The organism is Amycolatopsis albidoflavus (genome assembly GCF_039525725.1).
Taxonomy (GTDB): Bacteria; Actinomycetota; Actinomycetes; order Mycobacteriales; family Pseudonocardiaceae; genus Amycolatopsis; species Amycolatopsis albidoflava.
Genome location: NZ_BAAAHV010000021.1, coordinates 269,746 through 292,855 on the forward strand (window position 1 = coordinate 269,746; position 23,110 = coordinate 292,855).

Genomic DNA, 23,110 nt, shown 5'->3' on the forward strand with positions numbered 1-23,110 from the left:
AGCTTAGCGGCTCCCACCTGCTGGACCGTACGCCAGATCACAGTGATTGTTAGGATCACCTAACTTACCGTGGACCGGTGAGCCGAATCCTTCGTGTCGCCGTCGTGGGCGCCGGTCCCGCCGGCATTTACGCCGCCGACCTGCTGGACAAGTCCGACGCCGATGTCGAGATCGACCTGTTCGAGCGCATGCCGGCGCCGTTCGGGCTGATCCGCTACGGCGTCGCGCCCGACCACCCGCGCATCAAGGGCATCGTCAACGCCCTGCACAAGGTGCTCGACCGGCCGAACATCCGGCTGCTCGGCAACGTCGACTACGGCACCGACCTGAAGCTCGACGACCTGCGCGAGTTCTACGACGCGGTCATCTTCGCGACCGGCGCGATGGCCGACCGCGCGCTCGACCTGCCCGGCATCGACCTCGACGGCAGCCACGGCGCCGCCGACTTCGTGTCCTGGTACGACGGCCACCCGGACGTGCCGCGCACCTGGCCGCTCACCGCGTCCTCGGTCGCGGTGCTCGGCGTCGGCAACGTCGCGCTGGACGTGGCGCGGGTGCTCGCCAAGACCGCCGACGAACTGCTGCCGACCGACATCCCGGCGAACGTCTACGAGGGCCTGAAGGCCAGCCCGGTCACCGACGTGCACGTGTTCGGCCGCCGCGGCCCGGCGCAGGCGAAGTTCTCGCCGCTGGAACTGCGCGAACTGGACCATTCGCCGAACGTCGAGGTGATCGTGCACCCCGAGGACATGGAGTTCGACGAGGCGAGCGTCGCGCAGCTGCGGTCCTCCAAGCAGACCGACATGGTCGTGAAGACGCTGCAGGAATGGGCGATTCGCGACGAAGGCACCCGTCCGCGGCGGCTGCACCTGCACTTCTTCCACGCGCCGACCGAGGTGCTCGGCGAGGACGGCAAGGTCGTCGGCCTGCGCACCGAACGCACCGAGTACCGCGACGGCAAGGTCGTCGGCACCGGCGAGTTCCACGACTGGGACGTGCAGGCGGTGTACCGCGCGGTCGGGTACCTGTCGTCGCATCTGCCGGAAATCCCGTTCGACCACACCGCGGGCGTGATCCCGAACCAGGGCGGCCGCGTGCTGGACCTGGACGAGAACCAGGTCCCCGGCGTGTACGTGACCGGCTGGATCAAACGCGGCCCGGTCGGCCTGATCGGCCACACGAAGGGCGACGCGGCCGAGACCGTCGCGAACCTGCTGGCGGACGCCGACACGCTCGCCGCGCCGCGGCATTCCTCGCCGGACGCGATCCTGGACTTCCTTGCCGCGCGCGGGATTTCGTTCACCACCTGGGAAGGGTGGGGCAAGCTCGACGCGCACGAGAAGTCGCTCGGCGAGCCCGAAGGACGCGAGCGGGTGAAGGTCGTGGAGCGGGACGAGATGGTACGGGTTTCGCGCGCCTGAGTCAGTTCACGTAGACGATCTTCCCGCGGGCGTGCCTGCTCTCGCTCAGCTCATGTGCGGCCGCGGCTTCGCTCAGCGGGAAGGTCGCTGCGACGGGGATCTTTAACCGGCCTTCCTCAGCGAGTTTTACCGCTGCGGCAAGGCCGTGTACTGCTAGCGGATCGGCACCGGGGATCGCGGCGCTGTGCGATAAATGCACGCCATGCTGGGGTGCTGCGGCGTCGGTGATCGTCACGACCCTCGCTGGGTCTCCGGCGATCTCGATCAGGTCTGGCAGCGCTCCCCCGGCGCAGTCGAACACTGCGTCAACACTGCCGACCCGGTCGACCAGGCCTGGGCCGTAAGTCGTCGGTTCGGCACCGAGTGAACGCAGGAAATCGTGGTTGTGCGGGCTCGCGGTGCCGATAACGGTGGCACCGCGCGCTACTGCCAGCTGGACCGCGACCGTGCCGACCCCGCCCGCCGCGCCGTGCACCAGGAGCGTTTCGCCAGGCAGCTGATCCAAAACTCGGGTGGCGGTTTCGATCGCGCCCGCGGCACCGCCTGCCTCGGCCCAGCTCCACGCGGCCGGTTTGGCCGCCCAGTGAACGAGAACGGCGTACTCGGCGTTGGCCCCGCGACGATCCGCGGCTGTCATGCCGAAGACGTGCGCGCCGAGTTCGACCCCGGTTACTCCGTCACCGACCTCGTCAACCACGCCGGCGGCGTCGTATCCCGTCCGGAACGGGAGCCACATACCTTTGCGCGCACCGGACCGAATGGCGGTTTCGCCCGCGGAGAAGCCGGAAGCGCGCACGGAAATGCGGATCTCCCCGGGTCCGGCGTGCGGTTCGGCGACATCGGCGACGTGCACGACGCTGGGCGGGCCATACTGGGAAAACTGGACGGCTTTCATGCGTCCGACGGTATTCCGGCAGGTCAGCGGTTCAGGCGGAAGTGAGAGGGGTGGCGGCCGAAGTGAGAAGGACCGACGCCACGCACAACCGCGTGCGCATTCTCGCTACCGCCCGGGCGGCCTTCACCGTCCGCGGATACCGCGTGCCGATGCGGGAGATCGCGCGGCAAGCCGGGGTCAGCGTCGCGACGGTTTACCGGCATTTCCCGACCAAAGACGCGCTGATCGCCGAAGCCTTCGCCGAAGAACTAGCGTTGTGCTCGTCGATCGTCGAGGAGGGCCTTGCCGCGGCTGATCCGTGGCAGGGTTTTGTCCTGGCGGTGGAGAAACTCACCGAGGTCCACGCTCGTGAGCAGGGGTTTCGCGCGTTCGTCGCGCAACTGCCGCGACGACTCGACTTCGCCGCCGACCGCGCCCGGACACTGCGGCTGCTGCTCGAACTCATCCACCGGGCCAAGGAAAGCGGCGATCTGCGCCCGGATTTCGTGCTGGAAGACCTCGTGCTGGCGTTGGTCGCCAACGAAGGCATCCGGGTGGAACCGGCTGCCGCCCGTGTCGCAGCGGTGCGGCGGTTCACGGCGTTGCTGCTCCAGTCGTTCCGGGCGCATCCGGCTGCCGGGCCGCTTCCGCCCGCCGTGCGGGTGCCGCTCAGCTAGAACCGAGGAACTTCAGCACGGCCAGCACCCGGCGATTCGTGTCGTCCGAGGCGGAAATCCCGAGTTTGGCGAAGATATTCGCGGTGTGTTTGCCGACCGCGCCTTCGCTGAAGTGCAACCGGCTGGCGATCGCGGCGTTCGAACAGCCTTCAGCCATCAAGCCGAGCACCTCGCGTTCCCGTGGCGTCAAGGCCGCCAGCGGATCGGAAGCATTGCCCGCCACCAGTTTCGCGATCACTTCCGGATCCATCGCGGTCCCGCCCGCGGCGACCCGGCGAACCGCGTCGATGAACTGTTCCGCGTTGAATACCCGGTCCTTCAACAGATAGCCGACTGCGCCGGTGCCATCCGCCAGGAGTTCGCGCGCGTAAAGCTGCTCGACGTGTTGCGACAGCACGAGAATCGGCAGCCCCGGCGTCTCCCGCCGAGCGGCGAGGGCGACCTGCAGTCCTTCGTCGGTGTTGGTCGGCGGCATTCTTACGTCCACAATGGACACATCAGGCCGGTGTTCCCTTAGCGCGGCGGCGAGTTCGGGCCCGGAACCGACCGCCGCGACGACGTCGAACCCGTGCGCGGCGAGCAGGTGGGTCAGGCCGTCTCGGAGGAGGTACTGGTCTTCGGCGACGACGGTCCGGGGTCGAGCTGGCACGGCACCTCCACAATCGCCTCCGTCGGGCCGCCCGGCGGGCTGGTCAGCGCCAACCTACCGGCGAATCCCGACAGCCTCCGCTCGATCCCGCGCAAGCCCGTTCCGCGAGCGGCGTCGGCACCGCCCTTGCCGTCGTCGGTGACGGTCGCGCGCAGCAACCCGTCGAGGTATTCCAGCGCCACAGTCGCGCGCCGGGCCTCGCCGTGTTTTGCCGCGTTGCCAAGCAATTCGCACACCGCGAAGTACGCGCACGCCTCCGCCGGCTGTTCGAGCCGACCCGGCACCGTTGCCGTGACCTCGACTTTCAACGGACTGTCCAACGCCGCCGCGCGCACCGCGTCGACCAGTCCGCGCTCCGACAACACCGGCGGATGGATGCCGCGAACCAGCGACCGCAGCTCGGTGAGCGCTTCCGACGACGCTTCCCGCAGCTCGGCGGCCAGCTGTTTCGCCTTATCCGGATCGTGGTCGATCAAGGCCTCCACCGCGCCGAGCTTCATCCCCATCGCGACCAGCCGCGACTGGATGCCGTCGTGCAGGTCGCGCTCGATCCGCCGCAGCTCAGCGGCCTGCGCGACGTTGACCTCGACCCGTGTCTGGTCCAGCCGGTGGACGCGCTGCGCGAGCCGGGACGCCTCGGTCGGGCCGAGCAGCCAGCGCCCGAATTTCGCCTGCCGCCTAGCGAGCCACGGCGCCGGCAGCAGCCCGACGAACACCGCCGCCAATGCCACCGGCATCATCGCGAACGCGCCGCCGGTGCTGGTCACCGCGGGCAGCCCGACCATCTCGAACCAGCTGTGCTGGCCGGTGATCCACAGCGCGACCAGACCGTAAATCCCCCAGAAAACCAGAGCCGCCGACGGCACCCACAACACCGGCGTCAGCACCGGCAGCAGCAGCGCGGCGGCCAGGTCCCGCCAGGTCGCGCGGTCGTGGAGCACCCAGTGGATCCGGGCGCGCAGCATCGGCCACCACGGTTCCTCGTACAGCTGCTTGCCGAACTGGTACATCCCGTCGCCACGCGGCACCGGCAACGCGGGCGGCGGCAGGTACGGCTGGGCGATCCGAACCCCGGTCCAGCGCTCGGCCTCGCGGCGGAAGGTGTCAGCGACCGCGCGGCTGGCCCGCGTGACCGTCGGGAACACCGGCACCGCGCCGGTCAGCACGATGATCTGGGCGACTGCCAGGCCCAGCTGCGCCACCGAGATCGCCCACAGCCCGAGCTGATACCCGAGCGTCTCGAACCTGCGACCAAGCCAGCTCTTCCCCCGCGGTGCGTGCGGGCCAAGCCAGTACCCGGTCCACCGGGCGTACCCGCGCAGCGCGACCGGCCCGGTGACCAGCGAAAACACCGCGAAACCCAGCGCGACCAGCGGATTCAGCAGCTGCCAGCCGAACTCCCGGCCGGTCGCCGGATCCTCCATGATCCACGTGAAACGTCGATTCCAGCGGATCCACCAGGCGCGCCGGTAGAGCTGGGTGCCGTCGCGATACCAGCCGTCGCGCTCGCGTTCCGGCTCCGGCGGCGCGGGCCGGTACGGGCTCGGAATCTCCCGCCCGGTCCACCGGCCGACCAGTTCCCGCGTGCGCCGCGACCGGACGCGCGCGATTTCGACCGCCGGGGAGAAGAAGAGCACGAGACCGACGCACAACAGCGCGAACGCGATCAGTTCAAGCAGAACGTCGACCCAGCTCACCACCGCGAGACCGGCTAGTGCCCACGCGCGCCGCACCGACGTCATGGCACCCCCCTTTCGCGCCCCAGTCTCGCCGCTGCGGCCGTCCCGGACCCTGGCCCCAGCTCCCGGATCAGGGTGGCCCCAGCCCCACCCCCGGCACCCGCGAAACCCCACCTCAACTGGGGTTTCCGGCTCATTCTGCCGGACCGCGAGCGCTTCTAGCGTCGTTCGCATGCGACTCATCGAAGTTTCCGAACTCCGCAAGGCCTACGCGGGCCGGGTCGCGGTCGGCGGGGTCTCGTTCTCCGTCGAACGCGGCGAGATCTTCGGCGTCCTCGGCACGAATGGAGCCGGGAAGACCACCACGGTCGAATGTCTCCAGGGCCTGCGTTCGCCGGATTCCGGCACGATTTCCGTACTGGGCCTGGACCCGGCGCGCGACACCGCCGAACTGCGCCGCCGCGTCGGCACCCAGCTGCAAGACGCGCGCCTGCCGGACAAACTGCGGGTCCGGGAAGCGCTTTCGCTGTTCGCGTCCTTCTATCCGAACCCAGCCGACATCGACACGCTGCTGACCCGACTCGGCCTCGACGCCCACCGCGACATCGCCTTCGGCAAGCTCTCCGGCGGTCTCCGGCAACGGCTGTCCATCGCACTCGCCCTGGTCGGCAACCCCGAACTGGCCATCCTCGACGAGTTGACCACCGGCCTCGACCCGCATGCCCGGCAAGAAACCTGGCAACTGGTCGAGAACGTCCGCGATTCCGGCGTGACGATCGTGCTGGTCACCCACTTCATGGACGAGGCGCAACGGCTGTGCGATCGCCTGGTGCTGCTCGACCAGGGCCGCGTCGTCGCCACCGGCACCCCCGCCGACCTGCTCGCCTCCACCGGCCAATCCACCCTGCACGACGCGTTCGTCGCGCTCACTCGCGGCTGAAGGAGCTCTCCCGATGCGTACTTTGCTGATCACCGAAGCAAAACTGTTCCTGCGCACGCCGCTGTGGGCGCTCCTGGGCGTTTTCCTGCCGACCGCGGTCCTGCTGGGTGTCGGCTCGATCCCCGGCATGCGAGAACCGAGCCCCGTCACCGATGGGTATCGATTTGTCGACCTTTGGGTGCCCTCGCTGATCGTCATCGCACTGGCGATGCTGGGCCTGCAAGTCATCCCCGCCGCCGTCGCCACCTACCGCGAACAGGGAATTCTCCGCCGCCTAGCCACCACCCCCGTGCCGCCCGCGTATCTCCTGCTCGCCCAGGTGCTGATCCACGCCGCGGTCGCGCTGGCCGGAGTTCTGCTGATGCTCGTGACCGCCCGCATCGCCTTCGACGTGCCGATCCCCCGCCATCCCGGACTCTTCCTGCTGGCCCTGCTGCTGGGCCTGGTCTCGGTGTTCGCGCTGGGCCTGATCGCCGCGTCTCTCGCCCGCACCGGCAAAGCCGCCGGCGGACTGGCCATGATCGCGTTCTTCCCCATCATGTTCGTCGGCGGCGTCTACCTGCCACGACCGCTGCTGCCAGCAGTGATCCAGAAAATCGGCGGCTACCTCCCACCCGGCACCCAACCGCTGCAAGACGCCTGGATCGGCGATGGCGGGCAGCCGCTGCAGTTCGTCGCGTTGGCCGCCTTCGCGCTGGGCGGAACGGCGCTCGCCGTGCGGCTGTTCCGGTGGGAGTGATCCACCAAAGTGGTGATGAAACTCGTTTTCTCTTGTGGCCGGGTCCGGCGGGCCGGTAGCTCTGAGGGGTACCGCTGACCATGGAGGTTGTCTTGTCCTTGGACGTATCGCCCGCGCTGCTGGAAAAAGCCGAACGCGGGGAGGTCTCCGACGCCGAGTTCGTGGCCTGTGTGCGGGAATCGCTGCCGTACGCGTGGGAGGTCATCACCGGAGTGATCGCGGAAGCGGACACCGCCGCGGACGGATTCGCGGACAACGAAACCCCGCCGCCGAGCGAGGCCGCCCGCGGCCAGCTCCTGCGAGCCCTGGCCTCAGACGCGATCCGCGGCGGGCTGGAGCGGCATTTCGGGGTGAAACTGGCATTCCAGAACTGCCACCGGGTAGCAGTGTTCCGCGAGACGGACGGGGATCGGTACCGGGCGTTTGTCTCGCCGCGGGGGCAGTTGCTGAACCAGAGCCCGGAATTGCGGGACTGCTGAGCCTGGTTTCGGACTTGGGTGCCGGCCTGGTCAGGGGATTTCCCTGACCAGGCCGGTCTTTAGCTGGTTCGTACCCGCCGCGGTCTCCGTTGCCGTTCTACGTCGATGGCGCCAATGCGGGTCACACGGAGGGGAAGTTTCGCACGGGGAGGAGTGAACGGACGCGCCCGGCGCGGGATACGTCCAGTGAGCTCACCGGCACGGTGCGGTGACGCATCGGGGTACTTGGCTGATCGTTCCGGAGAAGTCTGGTGCCCAGGCCGGCTGGGCGCTGGACTGGGAGCGCGTGCCGGCGGGTCTCCGCCGCACGAACCGGAGGGTGATGACATGTTCGGCAAAGCAGCGATATCCGTGCTGGTGCTGGCGGCGGGTGCGATGGTGCCGATGGCGCCGAGCGCCTCGGCGACCGCCCAGAGCGTTCCGGACTGTGTCCAGTACGCGGCGGACGAGGGGGACGCCAGTATCGATATCGCCTTCCAGGCGTGCACTCAAGGCTCGCTCCTCGACTGCTACCGGGTATTCCGCGACGAGTACGGCCGTCAACTCTGGGCGTTGGAGTCCTGCAAGCTCCGGGACCAATGACTAATCCCGCAGCGCGGGCAGCACCTCGGCACCGATCCGTGCGATGTTCGCCAGCGTGCCCTCCGGTGTGCCGGATGCTTCCACGAACATGATCACCTGGCACACCCCGGTGCGCCGGAGGCTCGTCCGCAGGGTCTCGACACAGTGCTCAACCGGGCCGACCGGATGGATCGCGCACAGGTTTTCCGTGTACTCCCAAGGATCTCGCGCCGGACCGGGCCGGTCGTCTACCGGCACATGAGCGGCCAAGCCGTCCGACAGCCAGCCCGGCAGGGCGCGGCGGACCACCGCAGAAGCATCATCGCCGACCTGGCACAGCACAGTCGACACATGGGCCGCGGGCGCACCGTAAGCGGCGACGGTCGCGGCCTTCTCAAAGTCATCCGCGTGCAGGCCCAGCAACAGCGGCAAGTCACGTTCAGCAGCCAGCCGGACCGCGGAAGAAGCAGGTCCGCCGCAGGCCACCACGACTTGCGGGGAGCGTTGCGGAGCAGGGCGCAGCGGCACCTCGCGAAATGAGAAGTGCGCCCCGTGAGCCGAAACCCGGCCAGCAGCGGCAGTCAGCAGAAGATCTAGCGACTCGGCGAAACCCGTTTCATAGCGCGACAACCCGGTCCCGAACACTTCCAGATCTTGCCAAGGCCCGCCCCGGCCAACACCCAATCGCAATCGGCCGTCGGAAACCGCGTCCAGCATTGACCACTGCTCGGCCAACGCGACCGGATGCGTCGTCGACAGCACGCTCACCGCCGTGCCCACGCTGATCCGCGACGTTTGGCCAAGCACGTGCGCGGCGAGCGTGATCGCCGACGGACACACGCCATAAGGCATGAAGTGGTGCTCGGCCAGCCACACGTCGTCGAAGCCAGCCGCCTCGGCAGCAAGAGCGGCACGGACGGTGCGCCGCAGGACGGCGGCGTCGTCCTGGCCCGGGAAGCGGCCCGAGACCAGGAAGACGCCGAACCTCAGTTGTTCACCGACACGTTGTTGAACCACAGCAGCGGGTCCAGCCACGGGAACACCACGAACATCAGCAACGCCACGATCCCGAGCGCCAGCACGAGCGCGATCACGAGCTTCACCGCGAACGGACCGGGCAGATGCCGCCAGAGCCAGCCGTACATCAGGAACCGACTCCGATCTTCTTCAGCAGCGTCGTGTAATCCGGCACCTGCGTCTTCGGCACCTGGCGGGTCAGCACCGAGGTGATGATCAGCCGCTCCTTCGCCGAGAACTGCGGGTGGCACGTGGTGAGCGTGAGCAGCGAAGCCTGCTGCGCCTTGGGCAACGCGTCGGCCGGCTTGTACGGCACCGCGTTCACCGCGTCGCCCTGGCTCGGCTGGACGACCTTGCGGCCGAACGTCTCGTCGTACGGTCCGCCGCCGGGGATGCTCGAATTGCGCAGCGTCGAGACGCCCTTGCACTCCGGCTGCGCGCCCTTGCCGCTGCTCCAGCCCTTGATCTCGTCGTCGTAGGGCAGCACCTGGTAGATGAAGAAATCGCTGTGCGTTTCGATGACGATCTGGTCGCAGGAGCTCAGGTTGTCCAGGTCGTTGAACGGCGCGCCCTTGCCGACGCGGTGCCCGGCGATGCCGAAGTTGCCCGGTTCGCCCGGCAGCGCGGTGCCCTTGTAGTGGCCGGGGCCGACCGCCAGCGAGTCCTCGCCGGTGCCTTCCTGGATGGTGAAGTTGAAGTCCGCGCCGAACGACGGGATGTGGATCCGCGCGAACGCCTTGCCGTCGATCAGCTCGGGGTGCAGCGTGCGGTCCTTCTGCCAGTCGCCGTCGAGCTGGTCGCTCGCGGTGTGCTGTTTCTCCGCCGAGAACAGGTCGGTGACCCAGACCTCGTACACCATGAACAGCAGCACGACGACGCCGAGCGTGATGAAGATTTCGCCCGCGGTGCGGATCGCGATTCCGCCCTTGCCCAGCGGCGGCGGGGTCTTCTTGGCCTTCTTCTCGTCCTTGTCCGCGACGGCCACCGCGGAGAACACCTCGGTCGGCTGCTCCGCGAACTCCGGTCCGGTCATCCGCCGCCGGGACGGGTCCGGGGCCGCGGCCCCCACCCGGCGAGGCATCTGACGGCCTTCTTCCGGCTGACGGCGAGGATCTCCGCCGCGGGGACGCCGTCCAGGATCCCCAGGCTGCGCACGATCAGCGCGCGGGTCGGCCGGGCGTCGTTCGCCGCGCGGGTTGCCTTCGGCGCGGAACTCGGCGGTACGGCGGGGTGCGTTGCCGCGAGCGCCGCCGAAATCACCGCCGCGGGGGTCACCCTCGCGGGGCCGCCCTTGCCCAGGCCGGTTTTCGCCGCCGCCCTGGGCCGGTCCGCCCCGGTCGATCGGCGTGCGCTGTTCGGGTGATCTCCGGCCCGGATCGCCTGCCACTCTTCGCCGCGGCGGCGTCTCCCCGGACTGCCTTCTCGGCGGCGGGGGCTGTCGGCGGACCGGGCGGTCAGGTCCCGTGCCGGGGCGGCGGTCGTCCTCGCCCGGCCAATCTTGCGGCGTCACCCAAGCTCCTCCCGCGCCCGGCCGGAGTCCTCCTCGGCACTCCAGGTGGCGCTATTGTCACAGTCTGAGAAACCCGACCGCTCCCGCCCGGTGCTGCGGAGCCGTCCTTTACGTTAACGTGTGCACGTGGCGCTGGTTGCGCACCCCGACAGCGGGACCTCGTCCAGGATGCCGCCACCAGGAATGCCCGAGAGCACGCGAGGAAACGATGCCGAAGTCGAAGGTCCGCAAGAAGACCGCGTACACCCCGCCTGTCGACCGCCGCACCCCGGTGAAGGTCCAGGCCGCGGGACCGTCGAACCTGTTCTACAAGATCGTCATGTTCGGCCTCATGCTCCTCGGGCTGGTGTGGCTGGTCGTGAACTACATCGCGGGCGACAAGGTTTCGTTCCTCAGCCAGCTCGGAAACTGGAATTTCGCGATCGGATTCGCCGCGATGATCGCCGGCCTGCTGATGACGATGCGGTGGCGCTGACCATCCGCCGGATCAGCTTTGCTCCGGACGGCCGATTGACACCGAATCACACCGGTGTGACTCATCCCCAGTGTGGATAACCCCTGTGGATAACCACCCGGCCTCGTGGGCTCCGCGCCGAAACCTCGTGGTAGTGGCGTGGGGCCTGACCGCGCTGTTGCTGGTCGGAACCGTCGTGGACGCGACCTTCGGCGACGGCAAGGGCGCGGTGCTCACCGGCCTCGCGACGCTGGCCGTCGGCGCGTTCGCGGTCCACTGGACGCTCGTGCGCCCTCGGCTTGCCGCGGATCTGGACGGTGTGCGCGCTCGCACGCTCAACGGCACGCACCGGCTCCCCTGGACCGGCACGACGGTCCGGCTGCGCAGCACGCGCCGCCTCGGCCGTGACGGCGTGACGCTCGAGCTGGAGCACGGCGATCAGCTGTTCATCTTCGGGCAGACCGATCTCGGCGAGGATCCTCGCGACGTGCTGGACGTGCTTACGGAGCTGCGGGCCCGGTCAGACGGAGCGTGACGTCCCGCAGCCGTAATAGGTCTGGCCGCGGGACTCGTGGAAACCGCACGAAACCGTGGGAATTTGGGTGGCTCGCCAGCCGATCAGCCCGGCGAGCGCGACCGCGACGATGACCGTGCCGATCGCCTGCCACCGGACCAGGTTCCGGGCCGGCGCGTAAAGCATCGCTGCCGTCACCAGCGCACCGGTGACGAGCCCTCCCGCGTGCGCCCAGATCGAAATACCGGGGATCGCGAAGGTGACGTAGGCGTTGATCGCCAGGTTGACGAGCAGCGCGGAAGGGTTCAGCCGGAGCTTCAGAACGATGACCGCATAGCTGCCGAGCAACCCGAAGATCGCACCGGACGCGCCCGCGGTGGCACCGTCGATGTCCTGGAAGAGCAGCACCGCGGTGGAAGCGCCGAGCATCGACACGAAGTAGAGCGCCAGGTAGCGGATCCTGCCGAAGACCTGTTCCAAAGCGCGGCCCATCATCCACAGCGAGAACGCGTTCGCCGCGATGTGAACAGGCCCGTAATGCAGGAAACCGGAGGTGAAGATCCGCCACAACTCGCCGCCGCCGAGTGTGGCCGAGGGCCAGAGGACACCCGCCTGCTCGACGGGCGCGACTTGGTTGTTGAACAGGCTCTTCGCCTGGATGACGGTGATCAGGAAGATCACCACGTTCACCGCGATCAACGTGGCGGTGACGACGTAAGAATTGGACAGCCGGGCCCCCGCGATCGTGCGAGTGCCCATCCCGGCATTGCGATACTGCCGTTGCTGCTGTTTCTGCTGCTGCGCCCCGGTCTGCACGCAGTCGGTGCACTGGAATCCCACCGGGGCCTCGCGCAGGCAGTCCGGGCAGGCCGGACGCCCGCAGCGGGCGCAGCTGAGACCGGTCGGGCGGTTCGGATGCCACCAGCAACCGGGAAGAGACGGCGCGGACGGGTTCGGCGGTTGGCTCACGATGACTCCAACCTACCGAAACCCCGTCCCTGCCTGCGGCTCGTCAGTCTTCGACGGTGATCTTCTCGATGACCACGTCGGACAGCGGGCGGTCCGCCGGGCCGGTCGCGCTGGTGGCGATGGCGTCGACGACGTTCCGGGAGTCCTGGTCCGCGACCTCGCCGAAGATCGTGTGCCGGAAGTTCAGGTGCGAGGTCGGCGCGACGGTGATGAAGAACTGCGAGCCGTTGGTGCCCGGCCCGGCGTTCGCCATGGCCAGCAGGTACGGCTTGGAGAACTGCAGCTCGGGGTGGAACTCGTCGCCGAACTTGTAGCCGGGGCCGCCGCGGCCGGTGCCCGTCGGGTCACCGCCCTGGATCATGAAGCCGTCGATGACGCGGTGGAAGATCGAGCCGTCGTAGAACGGACCGGAGTTGCCGCCCTTCGCGTTCGGCTGGGTGTACTCCTTGGAGCCGGTGGCCAGCCCCACGAAGTTCGCCACGGTCTTCGGCGCGTGGTCGGGCAGCAGGTTCACGTGGATGTCACCCTGGTTGGTGTGCAGGGTGGCCTTGCGGGCGCTTTCAGTCACGCCGCCATCGTGCCACCCCTTCGCACAAATGGGGGGTTCAGGGGGCCGTCCCGGCCCGTCGCGCTGGACATCGGCCCAGGAAGAGACCACTTTCTTGAGGTTTCCGATCCGCCTCGAACGGGAAGCCGCAGCGGTGCGGGCGGAAAAAGGGCAGGATAGATGTCAAGCAACAGATCTGTTTCACAACGATTGATGAGGTGAAGACCATGACCCGGGCCGTGGAATCGGTCGGCGAGTCGGTCAAGTCCGGCTCGACGGACCTGCGGAAGCTGGTCGTCGAGGCGGGCAAGGCGGGCGCGAAGGCCGCCGAGGCCGGCGCGGAGGAGCTGGGGAAGCAGAGCCGCCGGGCCCGGCGCAAGCTGGCGAAGAAGACGGAGCTGACTCGCAAGGAGCTCAAGAAGAGCTCCGCCGCGGCGCGCAAGGAGGCGCTCGCCCGCATCGCCGAGCTGAAGAAGCCGGGCCGCAAGGCCAAGAAGGCCGCGATCAAGGCCGCCTCGTCGGCCGGTGAGTCGAAGCGCCGCGGCAAGAAGGACTTCAAGGCGGCGAAGAAGGAGTTCCGCGTCGCGCTGGAGGAGGCGAAGAGCGCGGCCAAGGGCACCCGCAAGCGTCGCCGCTGGCCGTGGATCCTCGGTCTCGGCGCGGTCGCGGTCGGCACCGCCGTCGCGCTGAAGTCGCGTCAGCAGGAGCCGCCGGTCGCGCCGGCGCCGCCGAAGGCCACCCCGCCCGCTCCTCCGGCTCCGCCCGCGAAGCCGGCTCCGGAAGCCAAGGACGCGAAGGACGCCAAGCCGGGCGAGCCGAAGACGAACGGCAAGGCGCCGAGCACGTCGGCTGCGGAGAAGAAGAACTGAACGCGCGAAAAGGGCCCCGGGAAGTGCGTCCCGGGGCCCTTTTTCGTGCGAGCGCTCAGTCGGTTCAGACCGCGGCGGCGTGCTTGTCGATCAGCTGGCCGAGACGCGGCAGCGCCTCTTCGACGTTCTTCTTGCCGTTCGGGCGCAGCTTCGAGTAGACCTTCTTGATGCTGTCGCGGCTGCTGCGGTCCGCGCGGCTGTCGGTAACCCCGAGCAGCGCGTCCGAAGCCTCGTCCGAGCGGCTGGTCAGGTACGCGCCGAAGTCGTTGCCGCCCTTCGCGCGGTAGTCGCCGTAGAACGGCTCGAGCGCGCCGGCGAAGTCGTCCAGCAGGCTGTCGACCGCGGACGGGATGATGCCCGGCTTGATCTTCTTGACGGCGGCGAAGCCGGTCTTCACGACCGCGCCCGAGACCCCGCCCTTGTCGGAGACCTCGGCGTCCACGAGCTCTCCGAGGTCGGTGACCACGCTGGGGCGACGGCTCGAGTCGAGCAGGATTTCCTTGAGGGTGTCAGCCACGAATCTGTCCTTGTCGTCAAAAGGGGTAACCAAGTATTCGGTGCCGGACGGGCACCCGCCGCGCGAGTGTTGGGGGGACTGCGCGTGCTGCTTAGAGTAATACAAGATCAACTTCACTCACCCGTGCGGAGCCCGTTACTCAGAGCTTCAGGGCAGCGATAGCCTTTTTCGCCACTGTGCGTGCTTTGATGCTCTGCTTCTGGTTGCTCGTCACGATGACGGCGGCCTCGCCCTTCGCGACGGCGTAGACCACCCCGTCGCCGGCGGGCTGGTAGCCGCCCTTCCACCCCGCCGGATCCGAAGCCGGGTTCGACGTGTCGACCGGCGCGGCCTTGTTGACCAGCGCGGTCGCGACGTCGCTCTTGCCCACGTACACGCGCACGGACAGCTGGAGACTGCCGTCCGGGCGGTAGAAGAAGCACGTCGGATGCGGCTCGTCGTCGGACACGCTGACCTTGGTGACGTGCTGTCCGTTCGCGTCCTGCACCGTCTCGTTCGACAGGTACGGGCACTCCGCGGTGCGCGCGGGCTGCGGATCGGGCGGCAGCCCCGCGGACGCCGAAGCGGAACTCGCCGGCACCGAAGACGGAGTCTCCTTCGCCGGGCTCGACGGGTTGCAGCCGGCGAGCAGGACCAGGGCTGGGGCGAGAACGAGAAGTCGGCGCATGGCGGGCACAGTCAACCATGCCCGGTGAAGTCCGTGCGAAGGCGGCGCGTGCGACGATTGCCCCGGATTCCGCTCAGCCCGGGAGGTCGCGGACGTGCTCACGCCCGAGCAGTACCTGCAGGTGGTCGCCGAACGCGTGGTGCGCAGCGGCGGCAGGCTCAACACCGTCCAGATCGGACCGGTGACCGCCGCGGTCGGCCTGTTCACCGAGTCGATCATGTTGTCCACGATGAACTACTGCGTCGTGGCCGGGGCTTATCCCGAGGTCGATGCGGCGACATTGCAGCAGTTCACCGGCATGGCCACCCAGCACGCCCGCGCCAACGTGCAGGGCACGATCGGCTGGACCGCCGGGTCGGTGGTGATCTGCGGGCTCGTCGGACGCGTGCACCCGGACGCCGCGCAGCTGGCGAGCGCGAAGACGCGCAACCAGTTCGCCGGCGAAACCCGGATGGTCGCGGTGGATCCGTACGCGGGCGCGACGTACGCCTTCACCGGCGGGAAGCTCTGGGGCGCGGCGATGCACGGCGCGATCAACGCGAAGCTGACGTTCTGTTTCCCGCAGCCCGCCGAGGCTTTCCAGCAGGTGCAGTGGCAGCAGCAACAGGCCGCTTACCAGCAGCCCCCGCAATCGGGACCCGGCGGTTTCCCCGGGCAGATTCCGCAGGGGCCGATGCCACAGACTTCTCCCCCGCCCGCCGCGGGTCCGGCCGGGCCGCAGCCGCCGCATTACCCGCCGCCGGGGCAACCGCCGTACGGTCGGTGACATGGTTTCGTTGCGCGGCTGGCAGTCGTTCCCCGAACAGCTCCCGGACTTCGACCCGGACCGCACCCCGGAAACGCCCGAGGAGCTGTTCCTCGCCTGGCTGACCGAAGCCGGCGAGCACGTGCTGGCCCCGCACGCGGTCACTCTGTCCACAGTGGACGCCGACGGCGCGCCGGACGCTCGCGTGGTCATCCTGAAGAACGTCGACGAGGACGGCTGGGCGATCGCGACCAGCTCGGAAAGCCCGAAGGGTCAGCAGCTGACGGCGAACCCGCGGGCGGCGTTGACGTTCTTCTGGCCCGGTCGCGGACGGCAGGTGCGCGTGCGCGGTCTGGTGGTCCCGGCCGCGGCCGAGGTGTCCGCCGACGACTTTCTCGCTCGGCCGCCGGCGTCGCGGGCCGAGGCGTACGTCGGGCACCAGTCGGAGGTGCTGTCCGACCCGGCGAAGCTGGTCGAAGCCGCTGAGGCAGCGGCGAAGTGGGTGGCGGAAAACCCGGACGCGGCACCGGAAACGTGGACGCGCTACCTGATCCAGCCGGAATCGGTGGAGTTCTGGCAGGCCTCGCACGACCGGCGGCACGTCCGGGTCCGCTACCGCCGCGAACCCGCGGGCTGGGTCCGCGAACGGCTCTGGCCCTAGAGCCGGGAGTTGGCGCGCAGCTTGAAGATCGCGCCGACGGTGGCGTAGCCGCGCCACTCCAGCGAGGCCATCGGGGAGAAGCTGGCGAAGTCGACCGTCCAGCCGCCGTCGGGCTGCTGGCCCTGTTCCAGCCGGGTCAGGTCAGCCTCGACCGCTTCCGGAGTGAACAGCCGCCGGGACGGGCCGGGCACCGGGCTGAAGTCCAGCGGGCGCAGCACCTCTCCCTCGGAGCCGCCCTGCACCGCGACGATTCCGCTCTCCGGCAGGAACTTCCCCAGTTTTGTCAGGAGTTCGTCGGCCTCCGGGTACCGGTCGTACGCGGCGTCCAGCAGGTGGATCGCGAAGCTCAACTCGATGACGTGCGGCATCTCGTTGAGGTCCCGGATCGCGCGCAGGCACGTCTCGGTCGCCCGCGCGAGCCACGGATGGGCCGCGACCGCCTCGTCGTGTTCGGCGACCCGCCACGCCGCCGACGTGACGAACGCGGTGCTCTGCAACGAGAACACCGTCGGGTCGGCTCCAGTCCAAAAGGGAGCGCACGCCGTCGGATCGGCGACCGGGAACGCGAACGGCAGCCCGCCGTCGGCGAACGACACCGACTCCAGCCAGTCGCACAGCTGCACCGCGTGCGGCGTGGTCACCGGCGCGATGTCGCCGAACATCTCGAACGCGTGCAGCGCGCCGCCCGGCTGGCTTTCCGGCGCGCGCAGGTCCGGCTCCAGGCCCCAGCCGTAGCCGCCGTCCGGATTCCGGTAGGCCGCGACCGCCGCGAGCACCTCCTCGGCGCGCCCATTTCCTTCCAGCAACTCGAACCGCCGCTGGTCCAGCAACCGGCCGTGCCCGGCGAGGAACGGGGCGACGGCCTCCAATTTCACAGTCACCCGGAAACCGTCGCACGTGCTCGGCGCGACGGTCTTGAACGAATCGGCCACCAGCCCGAAAGAGCGGATTACTGGGACCGCGGCGATCGTCATGGCACGATTTCGGGGTGACCAGCAAGCCGGACGACGCGCAGCGATTGGCCGATCTCGCACGGTTGCGCCGGGTGCGCGACCGGATCGACCGCGAGTACGCGCGTCCCCTGGACGTCGAGGCGCTCGCGCGGAGCGTCAACGTGTCCGCCGGGCACCTCAGCCGGCAATTCCGCGCCGCTTACGGAGAGTCGCCGTATTCGTATCTGATGACCCGCCGCATCGAGCGCGCCATGGCGCTGCTCCGCCGAGGCGACCTGAGCGTCACCGAGGTGTGTTTCGAGGTCGGCTTTTCGTCGCTGGGGACGTTCAGCACGCGGTTCACCGAGCTGGTCGGGAAGCCGCCAAGCGTTTACCGCCAGGAGGAGACCGGCGCGACCGAGGGCATGGCGCCGTGCGTCGCGAAACAGGTCACGCGACCGATCAGGAATCGAGAAGCACCCCCTTCGGCGCGAACCTAGTGTGATCGGCATGGAGATGACCATTCACGCGAGCTTCCTCCCGCACACCGATCCGGAAGCGACGCTGACCTTCTACCGCGACGTCCTCGGCTTCGAGGTGCGCAACAACGTCAAGTACGGGGACATGGCCTGGATTACCGTCGGCCCGCCCGGACAGCCGGACACCTCGGTCGTGCTGCAGCCGGTCGCCGCGTTCCCCGGCCTCACCGACGACGAACGCCGGATGATCGCCGAAATGATGGCCAAGGGCACCTACGCCGCGCTGAACCTGGCCACCAAGGACGTCGACGCGACCTTCAACCGGTTGCAGGCCAGCGACGCCGAGGTCGTGCAGGAGCCGACGGACCAGCCCTACGGCGTCCGCGACTGCTCGTTCCGCGACCCGGCCGGGAACCTGATCCGCATCCAGCAAGCGAGCTGAAGAAGTCCGAGCCGGACCTCTGGGGAAGAAACAAGGAGAGACGATGACGAAGGCCAAGGGGAAGCCCGCGCCGGAGCACGCCGCAGACAGCCATGACCTGATCCGCGTGCAGGGCGCCCGCGTGAACAACCTCAAGGACGTCAGCGTCGAACTCCCGAAGCGCCGGTTGACGGTGTTCACCGGGGTGTCCGGCTCGGGCAAAAGCTCGCTGGTGTTCAGCACCATCGCGGCGGAATCGCAGCGGCTGATCAACGAGACCTACAGCAGTTTCGTGCAGGGCTTCATGCCCACGCTGGCCCGGCCCGAGGTCGACGTGCTCGACGGGCTGACCACCGCGATCATCGTCGACCAGCAGCGGATGGGGGCCGATCCGCGCTCGACGGTCGGCACCGCCACCGACGCCAACGCGATGCTGCGGATCCTGTTCAGCAGGCTCGCCGTGCCGCACATCGGGTCTTCGCAGGCGTTCTCGTTCAACGTCGCGTCGGTCAGCGGCGCGGGCGCGGTCACCGTGCGGCGCGCCGGGAAGGAGATCAAGGAGCGGCGCAGCTTCAGCATCACCGGCGGCATGTGCCCGCGTTGCGAGGGCCGCGGTTCGATCAACGACATCGACCTCGCCCAGCTGTACGACGACACGAAGTCGCTCGACGACGGTGCGCTCACCATCCCCGGCTACACCCCGGGCGGCTGGAACTACCGGCTCTACACCGGTTCCGGCCTGGTCGACCCGAGCAAGCCGATCCGCAAGTACACCAAGCGCGAGCTGCAGGACTTCCTGTACAAGGAACCGACGCGGATGAAGATCGAAGGCATCAACATGACCTACGAGGGTCTGGTGCTGAGGATCCAGAAGTCGTATCTGTCCAAGGACGTCGAGGCGATGCAGCCGCACATCCGCGCGTTCGTGGACCGGGCGGTCACCTTCGCGACCTGCCCGGAATGCGACGGGACGCGGCTGAGCGAACTGGCGCGGTCGGCCAAGATCGACGGGATGAGCATCGCCGACGTGTGCGCGATGCAGATCAGCGATCTCGCCGATTGGGTCGGGAAGCTGTCCGAACCGTCGGTCGCGCCACTGCTGAAGTCGCTGCACGAAACGCTCGAATCGTTTGTCGAGATCGGGCTCGGCTACCTGTCGCTGGACCGGCCGGCGGGCACGCTGTCCGGCGGCGAGGCGCAGCGGGTGAAGATGGTCCGGCATCTCGGATCGTCGCTCACCGACGTCACGTATGTCTTCGACGAGCCCACCATCGGCCTGCACCCGCACGACATCCAGCGGATGAATGACCTGCTGCTCCGGTTGCGGGACAAGGGAAACACCGTCCTCGTCGTGGAGCACAAGCCGGAGGCGATCGCGATCGCCGACCACGTGGTCGACCTCGGGCCGGGCGCGGGCACGAACGGCGGCATGGTGTGTTTCGAGGGCACTGTGGACGGTCTGCGCGCGAGCAAGACGTTGACGGGCAAGCACTTGGACGACCGCGCGTCGCTCAAGCCGTCGGTGCGGGAGCGCACGGGCGTGCTGGAAATCCGCGGCGCGAACACGCACAACCTGCAGGACGTCGACGTCGACATCCCGCTCGGCGTCCTGTGCGTGATCACCGGTGTTGCCGGGTCGGGCAAGAGCTCGCTGATTCACGGGTCCATCCGGGAGTCCGACGACGTCGTATCGGTGGACCAGGCGCCGATCCGCGGTTCGCGGCGGAGCAACCCGGCGACGTACACCGGGCTGCTCGAACCGATCCGCAAGGCTTTCGCCAAGGCCAACAACGTGAAGCCGGCGCTGTTCAGCGCCAACTCCGAGGGCGCGTGCCCGAACTGCAACGGCAACGGCGTGATCTACACCGACCTCGGGATGATGGCCGGGGTCGCCACCACGTGCGAGGTCTGCGAGGGCAAGCGGTTCGACGCCTCGGTGCTGGAGTACCACTTCGGCGGCCGGGACATCAGCGAGGTGCTCGCGATGTCGGTCGCGCAGGCCACCGCCTTCTTCGCCGACGGCGACGCGAAAACCCCGGCCGCGCACCGGATTCTCGAACGGATGGAGCAGGTCGGGCTCGGATACCTGACCCTCGGCCAGCCGCTGACCACGCTGTCCGGCGGCGAGCGGCAGCGGCTGAAGCTGGCAACGCACATGGGGTCGAACGGCGGCGTGTACATCCTTGACGAGCCGACCACCGGCCTGCACCTCGCCGACGTGGAACAGCTGCTCGGGCTGCTGGACCACCTGGTCGAATCGGGCAAGTCGGTGATCGTCATCGAGCACCACCAGGCCGTGATGGCGCACGCGGACTGGATCATCGACCTCGGTCCCGGCGCCGGGCACGACGGCGGCCAGGTGGTCTTCGAGGGGACGCCCGCCGAGCTGGTGAAGAAGAAGCGGACGCTGACCGGGAAGCACCTGGCCGCCTACGTCGGCTAGCTGAGATCGAGCGGCGGCCGCCGGTCCGTCCAGGGAAGTGCCTGCTCCAGGGTGCGGGAGGCCTGCAACAACAGGTCTTCCCGCCAGGGCGCGGCGACCAACTGGACGCCGACCGGCAGGCCGCTGGCCTCGTCGTGGTGCAGCGGAAGCGAGATCGCGGGCTGGCCGGTCACGTTGAACAACGACGTGAAGACGCCCATCGGGTACGCGGCCACCACCGGATTTCCACTCGCCCGCCATGCGCCGACCTTCGGCGGCAGGCACGCCATGGTCGGCGTGACCAGCAGGTCGAAGCTGTCGGTGAAGGCCTCGACAATGCGACGCGACAGCACCTGGGTCTTGTGCACGCTCTCCGCGTAAGCCCAGGAATCGACCGACTTCGCGGCTTCGCGCTGGGCACGGTTGTGCGGTTCGACGCGGTCCGGATCGACCAGCGGGATGCCTGCGCTGGCGACGTTCCAGACCTTCATGAACGTCGAGATCAGCTCCTCTGAGGTGGGCAGCGGAAGCGGTTTGTCGACGATCTGGTGTCCGGCTTCTTCCAACGCGCGGAGGGTTTTGTCGACCGCGGTCAGGCACGCCGGGTCGACGGTGATGCCGTCGATGAGCGAGGTCGTGAGGACACCGATCCGCAGGCCAGTCGGCGGTTCTTCGTTCAGCGCTTTCGCGAGCGACCGCGTGGGCGTCGGCTGCGACCACCACGCGCCGGGGTCGTGCCGCGCGATGACGTCCAGCACCGCGGCGGTGTCGACGAGCGTCCGGCTCACGACGCCGCTGGTCGCGAAGCCTTCGACCTCCACCACGGCGTTCGTGATCAGGCCGCGGGTCGGCTTGAGTCCGACGAGCCCGGTGCACGACGCCGGAATGCGGATCGAGCCGCCGCCGTCCTCCGCGTGCGCGACCGGGGCCATCCCGGCGATGACGGAGATCCCGGCCCCGCTGGACGAACCGCCAGGCGTGCGGTCCGGGTCCCACGGGTTGCGCGAGATGCCCTGCGCCTCGCTTTCGGTGAACGGCACCGCGCCGAATTCCGACGTCGTGGTCTTGCCGAGCGGGAGGAAGCCCGCGTCGGTGAACCGCTGCACCAGCGGATCCGACTTCGGCTGCGGAGCCCGGTCGGTGGCCAGCGAGCCGTAGGTCGTCGGCCAGCCTTGGACGTTGGCGAGATCCTTGATCGGCAACGGAATCCCGTGGAACGGCGGCAGGTCCTCCGGCGGGCACTGGACCACCGCGTCGGCGGCGGCTTTCGCGGCGGCGCGGACCTCGTCGTCTGCGCGGAAGCAGAAGGCGTTGAACTTCGGGTCCAGCGCGGCGATGCGGTCGAGGTAGCAGCCGGCGACCTCGACCGGGCTCACCTCCTTCGCGCGGATGGCGGCGGCGAGTTCGACGGCGGAGCTGAACGGATTGACCATGACGGATCCCCTTTCCGATACCTTCGTTCAGCCTGGTCAGGGTGAGGGTCGCCGGTCTTGGAGAAATGTCGCGCGGCTGGTTTTCTCCTACGATGGCGGCATGCGACCAGCCGAGTGGGCTCGCGATGGGGCGGCGGTGTGGGGCATCGCGGTGCCGCCCCGCCCGAGTCGGCTGCCGGGCGTGCAGATGGCCGGGTTTGTCGGCGACACCGTCGATCTGGTCGACCTGAGGGTGGTCCCGTATCCGGCGGTCACGCTGTTCGTCAATCTTCGCGAACGGCTGTTGGTCAACGACGTCGCTCGCGGCAGCGTCGTCGCCGGGCTCGCTCCGCAGGGGATGCGCGTGCGCGGGCAGGACATCGAATGCATGCAGATCCGGCTGTCCCCCGGGGTCGCGCACGCGGTGCTCGGGACGGATCTCAGCGGCGAGGTCGTGTCTCTCGAGGACGTCTGGCCTACTGAACTGCCCGACCGGCTGCGCGCCCTGGGCTCCTGGAACGACCGGTTTGCGCTGGTAGAAGCCTCTTTAGGGGCGCGGTACGAGGCAGGTCGCACTGTCGACCCGGAAGTCGCCTTCGCCTGGCAGCGGATGGACGCGCGCCACGGTCAGGTACGGATCGAGCAGCTGGCCGACGAGACCGGATGGAGCCGGAAACGGCTGTGGTCCCGGTTCCGCGGCCAGCTCGGACTCAGCCCGAAGCGCGCCGCGCAACTGGTCCGTTTCGACCACGCGGTACACCGGCTAGCCGCAGGCGAAAGCCCCGCTTCAGTGGCCGCGGACAGCGGATATGTCGACCAGTCGCACCTGCACCACGAGGTCAAAGCCTTCGCCGGAGTCACCCCCGCGGCCGCAGCGAACGCGCCATGGCTCGCGGTCGACGAAGTGGCCTGGTCCCGCCCCCACTGCGCGAACGGGTGATCGCACCGGCATGAT

General features: G+C 68.7%; 27 protein-coding genes. 15 read left to right on the top strand and 12 right to left on the bottom strand.

Annotated elements, in window-relative coordinates; genetic code table 11:
- Window positions 1-104: 104 nt before the first annotated feature.
- On the top strand, window positions 105-1,421 hold the full coding sequence (locus tag ABD156_RS31880; RefSeq protein ID WP_344282889.1) for an FAD-dependent oxidoreductase: 1,317 nt from the start codon (window positions 105-107) through the stop codon (window positions 1,419-1,421).
- 1 nt (window position 1,422) lies between these two features.
- On the opposite strand, the gene ABD156_RS31885 is transcribed toward ABD156_RS31880, so the two are convergent.
- On the bottom strand, window positions 1,423-2,316 hold the full coding sequence (locus tag ABD156_RS31885; RefSeq protein WP_344282285.1) for an NADP-dependent oxidoreductase: 894 nt from the start codon (window positions 2,314-2,316) through the stop codon (window positions 1,423-1,425).
- Window positions 2,317-2,378: 62 nt separating this feature from the next.
- Here ABD156_RS31885 and ABD156_RS31890 point away from each other — a divergent pair, with 62 nt between their 5' ends.
- On the top strand, window positions 2,379-2,972 hold the full coding sequence (locus ABD156_RS31890) for a TetR/AcrR family transcriptional regulator (RefSeq protein WP_344282288.1): 594 nt from the start codon (window positions 2,379-2,381) through the stop codon (window positions 2,970-2,972).
- On the opposite strand, the gene ABD156_RS31895 is transcribed toward ABD156_RS31890, so the two are convergent.
- Window positions 2,965-3,621 (bottom strand): response regulator, encoded by a 657-nt coding sequence (locus ABD156_RS31895; RefSeq protein WP_344282293.1) that lies wholly within the window; start codon window positions 3,619-3,621, stop codon window positions 2,965-2,967. The genes ABD156_RS31890 and ABD156_RS31895 overlap by 8 nt on opposite strands.
- Window positions 3,561-5,363, bottom strand: a complete 1,803-nt coding sequence (locus tag ABD156_RS31900; protein ID WP_344282296.1) for a sensor histidine kinase — start codon at window positions 5,361-5,363, stop codon at window positions 3,561-3,563. The genes ABD156_RS31895 and ABD156_RS31900 overlap by 61 nt, the downstream gene beginning before the upstream one ends.
- A gap of 169 nt (window positions 5,364-5,532) precedes the next feature.
- Here ABD156_RS31900 and ABD156_RS31905 point away from each other — a divergent pair, with 169 nt between their 5' ends.
- The 4 genes from ABD156_RS31905 (at window position 5,533) to ABD156_RS31920 (ending at window position 8,040) form a co-directional block, all read left to right on the top strand.
- Complete coding sequence (locus ABD156_RS31905; protein WP_344282299.1) at window positions 5,533-6,240, top strand: ABC transporter ATP-binding protein; 708 nt, start codon at window positions 5,533-5,535, stop codon at window positions 6,238-6,240.
- Window positions 6,241-6,253: 13 nt separating this feature from the next.
- The gene (locus ABD156_RS31910) at window positions 6,254-6,979 is read left to right on the top strand and encodes an ABC transporter permease (protein ID WP_344282302.1); all 726 of its coding nucleotides are present in this window, start codon (window positions 6,254-6,256) and stop codon (window positions 6,977-6,979) included.
- A 92-nt stretch (window positions 6,980-7,071) separates the two neighbouring features.
- Window positions 7,072-7,458, top strand: a complete 387-nt coding sequence (locus ABD156_RS31915; protein WP_344282305.1) for an SCO5389 family protein — start codon at window positions 7,072-7,074, stop codon at window positions 7,456-7,458.
- Window positions 7,459-7,785: 327 nt separating this feature from the next.
- Window positions 7,786-8,040, top strand: coding sequence for a hypothetical protein (locus ABD156_RS31920; RefSeq protein WP_344282307.1), 255 nt, complete (start codon window positions 7,786-7,788; stop codon window positions 8,038-8,040).
- Here the strand turns inward: ABD156_RS31920 and ABD156_RS31925 are convergent, their stop codons facing one another.
- The 3 genes from ABD156_RS31925 to ABD156_RS31935 are packed head-to-tail and all read right to left on the bottom strand — an operon-like array spanning window position 8,041 to window position 10,117.
- Window positions 8,041-9,036, bottom strand: coding sequence for an LLM class flavin-dependent oxidoreductase (locus ABD156_RS31925; protein ID WP_344282310.1), 996 nt, complete (start codon window positions 9,034-9,036; stop codon window positions 8,041-8,043).
- Window positions 9,006-9,164, bottom strand: a complete 159-nt coding sequence (locus tag ABD156_RS31930; protein ID WP_344282313.1) for a hypothetical protein — start codon at window positions 9,162-9,164, stop codon at window positions 9,006-9,008. The genes ABD156_RS31925 and ABD156_RS31930 overlap by 31 nt, the downstream gene beginning before the upstream one ends.
- The gene (locus ABD156_RS31935) at window positions 9,164-10,117 is read right to left on the bottom strand and encodes a class E sortase (protein WP_344282315.1); all 954 of its coding nucleotides are present in this window, start codon (window positions 10,115-10,117) and stop codon (window positions 9,164-9,166) included. Before ABD156_RS31935 ends, ABD156_RS31930 begins: the two co-directional genes overlap by 1 nt.
- A gap of 637 nt (window positions 10,118-10,754) precedes the next feature.
- On the opposite strand from ABD156_RS31935, the gene crgA reads away from it, so the two are divergent.
- Complete coding sequence (gene crgA, locus ABD156_RS31940; RefSeq protein ID WP_101436684.1) at window positions 10,755-11,021, top strand: cell division protein CrgA; 267 nt, start codon at window positions 10,755-10,757, stop codon at window positions 11,019-11,021.
- A gap of 85 nt (window positions 11,022-11,106) precedes the next feature.
- Entirely contained in the window at window positions 11,107-11,535 is a 429-nt protein-coding gene (locus ABD156_RS31945; RefSeq protein WP_377925995.1) for a PH domain-containing protein, read from the top strand.
- Here ABD156_RS31945 and ABD156_RS31950 read toward each other — a convergent pair.
- Window positions 11,521-12,483: a rhomboid family intramembrane serine protease gene (locus ABD156_RS31950; protein WP_344282321.1), complete on the bottom strand. Its 963-nt coding sequence runs from the start codon at window positions 12,481-12,483 to the stop codon at window positions 11,521-11,523. The genes ABD156_RS31945 and ABD156_RS31950 overlap by 15 nt on opposite strands.
- A gap of 43 nt (window positions 12,484-12,526) precedes the next feature.
- Window positions 12,527-13,051, bottom strand: coding sequence for a peptidylprolyl isomerase (locus tag ABD156_RS31955; protein WP_344282324.1), 525 nt, complete (start codon window positions 13,049-13,051; stop codon window positions 12,527-12,529).
- A 206-nt stretch (window positions 13,052-13,257) separates the two neighbouring features.
- Between ABD156_RS31955 and ABD156_RS31960 the strand changes: the two genes are divergently transcribed.
- Window positions 13,258-13,899: a hypothetical protein gene (locus tag ABD156_RS31960; protein WP_344282327.1), complete on the top strand. Its 642-nt coding sequence runs from the start codon at window positions 13,258-13,260 to the stop codon at window positions 13,897-13,899.
- 64 nt (window positions 13,900-13,963) lie between these two features.
- Here the strand turns inward: ABD156_RS31960 and ABD156_RS31965 are convergent, their stop codons facing one another.
- A complete protein-coding gene (locus tag ABD156_RS31965) occupies window positions 13,964-14,416 on the bottom strand; it encodes a DUF6918 family protein (protein ID WP_116206128.1) in 453 nt (150 codons plus the stop codon).
- A gap of 139 nt (window positions 14,417-14,555) precedes the next feature.
- Window positions 14,556-15,083, bottom strand: a complete 528-nt coding sequence (locus ABD156_RS31970; RefSeq protein ID WP_344282331.1) for a DUF2020 domain-containing protein — start codon at window positions 15,081-15,083, stop codon at window positions 14,556-14,558.
- Between the two features lie 94 nt (window positions 15,084-15,177).
- Between ABD156_RS31970 and ABD156_RS31975 the strand changes: the two genes are divergently transcribed.
- Window positions 15,178-15,849: a hypothetical protein gene (locus ABD156_RS31975; RefSeq protein ID WP_344282333.1), complete on the top strand. Its 672-nt coding sequence runs from the start codon at window positions 15,178-15,180 to the stop codon at window positions 15,847-15,849.
- Between the two features lies 1 nt (window position 15,850).
- Window positions 15,851-16,489 carry a pyridoxine/pyridoxamine 5'-phosphate oxidase gene (locus ABD156_RS31980; protein ID WP_344282336.1) on the top strand — a complete coding sequence of 213 codons (639 nt, stop codon included), beginning with the start codon at window positions 15,851-15,853 and terminating at the stop codon, window positions 16,487-16,489.
- Here the strand turns inward: ABD156_RS31980 and ABD156_RS31985 are convergent.
- On the bottom strand, window positions 16,486-17,370 hold the full coding sequence (locus ABD156_RS31985) for a hypothetical protein (RefSeq protein WP_344282895.1): 885 nt from the start codon (window positions 17,368-17,370) through the stop codon (window positions 16,486-16,488). The two genes, ABD156_RS31980 and ABD156_RS31985, sit on opposite strands and share 4 nt — an antisense overlap.
- Window positions 17,371-17,477: 107 nt before the next feature.
- On the opposite strand from ABD156_RS31985, the gene ABD156_RS31990 reads away from it, so the two are divergent.
- From ABD156_RS31990 to ABD156_RS32000, 3 genes are read left to right on the top strand one after another with little or no spacing between them, the layout of a single operon-like run.
- On the top strand, window positions 17,478-17,921 hold the full coding sequence (locus ABD156_RS31990) for a helix-turn-helix transcriptional regulator (protein WP_344282339.1): 444 nt from the start codon (window positions 17,478-17,480) through the stop codon (window positions 17,919-17,921).
- A 10-nt stretch (window positions 17,922-17,931) separates the two neighbouring features.
- Complete coding sequence (locus ABD156_RS31995; RefSeq protein WP_344282342.1) at window positions 17,932-18,342, top strand: VOC family protein; 411 nt, start codon at window positions 17,932-17,934, stop codon at window positions 18,340-18,342.
- A gap of 43 nt (window positions 18,343-18,385) precedes the next feature.
- Window positions 18,386-20,764: an ATP-binding cassette domain-containing protein gene (locus ABD156_RS32000; RefSeq protein WP_344282345.1), complete on the top strand. Its 2,379-nt coding sequence runs from the start codon at window positions 18,386-18,388 to the stop codon at window positions 20,762-20,764.
- Here the strand turns inward: ABD156_RS32000 and ABD156_RS32005 are convergent.
- Window positions 20,761-22,176, bottom strand: a complete 1,416-nt coding sequence (locus tag ABD156_RS32005; protein WP_344282348.1) for an amidase — start codon at window positions 22,174-22,176, stop codon at window positions 20,761-20,763. The two genes, ABD156_RS32000 and ABD156_RS32005, sit on opposite strands and share 4 nt — an antisense overlap.
- Window positions 22,177-22,276: 100 nt before the next feature.
- Here ABD156_RS32005 and ABD156_RS32010 point away from each other — a divergent pair, with 100 nt between their 5' ends.
- Window positions 22,277-23,095, top strand: a complete 819-nt coding sequence (locus ABD156_RS32010) for an AraC family transcriptional regulator (RefSeq protein ID WP_344282351.1) — start codon at window positions 22,277-22,279, stop codon at window positions 23,093-23,095.
- Window positions 23,096-23,110 lie beyond the last annotated feature (15 nt).

Coding starts and splice junctions, on each gene's coding strand:
- ABD156_RS31885 (WP_344282285.1), bottom strand. CDS start 2,316: ATGAAAGCCGTCCAGTTTTCCCAGTATGGCCCGCCCAGCGTCGTGCAC.
- ABD156_RS31900 (WP_344282296.1), bottom strand. CDS start 5,363: ATGACGTCGGTGCGGCGCGCGTGGGCACTAGCCGGTCTCGCGGTGGTG.
- ABD156_RS31905 (WP_344282299.1), top strand. CDS start 5,533: ATGCGACTCATCGAAGTTTCCGAACTCCGCAAGGCCTACGCGGGCCGG.
- ABD156_RS31910 (WP_344282302.1), top strand. CDS start 6,254: ATGCGTACTTTGCTGATCACCGAAGCAAAACTGTTCCTGCGCACGCCG.
- ABD156_RS31920 (WP_344282307.1), top strand. CDS start 7,786: ATGTTCGGCAAAGCAGCGATATCCGTGCTGGTGCTGGCGGCGGGTGCG.
- ABD156_RS31930 (WP_344282313.1), bottom strand. CDS start 9,164: ATGTACGGCTGGCTCTGGCGGCATCTGCCCGGTCCGTTCGCGGTGAAG.
- ABD156_RS31935 (WP_344282315.1), bottom strand. CDS start 10,117: ATGCCTCGCCGGGTGGGGGCCGCGGCCCCGGACCCGTCCCGGCGGCGG.
- crgA (WP_101436684.1), top strand. CDS start 10,755: ATGCCGAAGTCGAAGGTCCGCAAGAAGACCGCGTACACCCCGCCTGTC.
- ABD156_RS31960 (WP_344282327.1), top strand. CDS start 13,258: ATGACCCGGGCCGTGGAATCGGTCGGCGAGTCGGTCAAGTCCGGCTCG.
- ABD156_RS31970 (WP_344282331.1), bottom strand. CDS start 15,083: ATGCGCCGACTTCTCGTTCTCGCCCCAGCCCTGGTCCTGCTCGCCGGC.
- ABD156_RS31980 (WP_344282336.1), top strand. CDS start 15,851: ATGGTTTCGTTGCGCGGCTGGCAGTCGTTCCCCGAACAGCTCCCGGAC.
- ABD156_RS31995 (WP_344282342.1), top strand. CDS start 17,932: ATGGAGATGACCATTCACGCGAGCTTCCTCCCGCACACCGATCCGGAA.
- ABD156_RS32000 (WP_344282345.1), top strand. CDS start 18,386: ATGACGAAGGCCAAGGGGAAGCCCGCGCCGGAGCACGCCGCAGACAGC.
- ABD156_RS32005 (WP_344282348.1), bottom strand. CDS start 22,176: ATGGTCAATCCGTTCAGCTCCGCCGTCGAACTCGCCGCCGCCATCCGC.
- ABD156_RS32010 (WP_344282351.1), top strand. CDS start 22,277: ATGCGACCAGCCGAGTGGGCTCGCGATGGGGCGGCGGTGTGGGGCATC.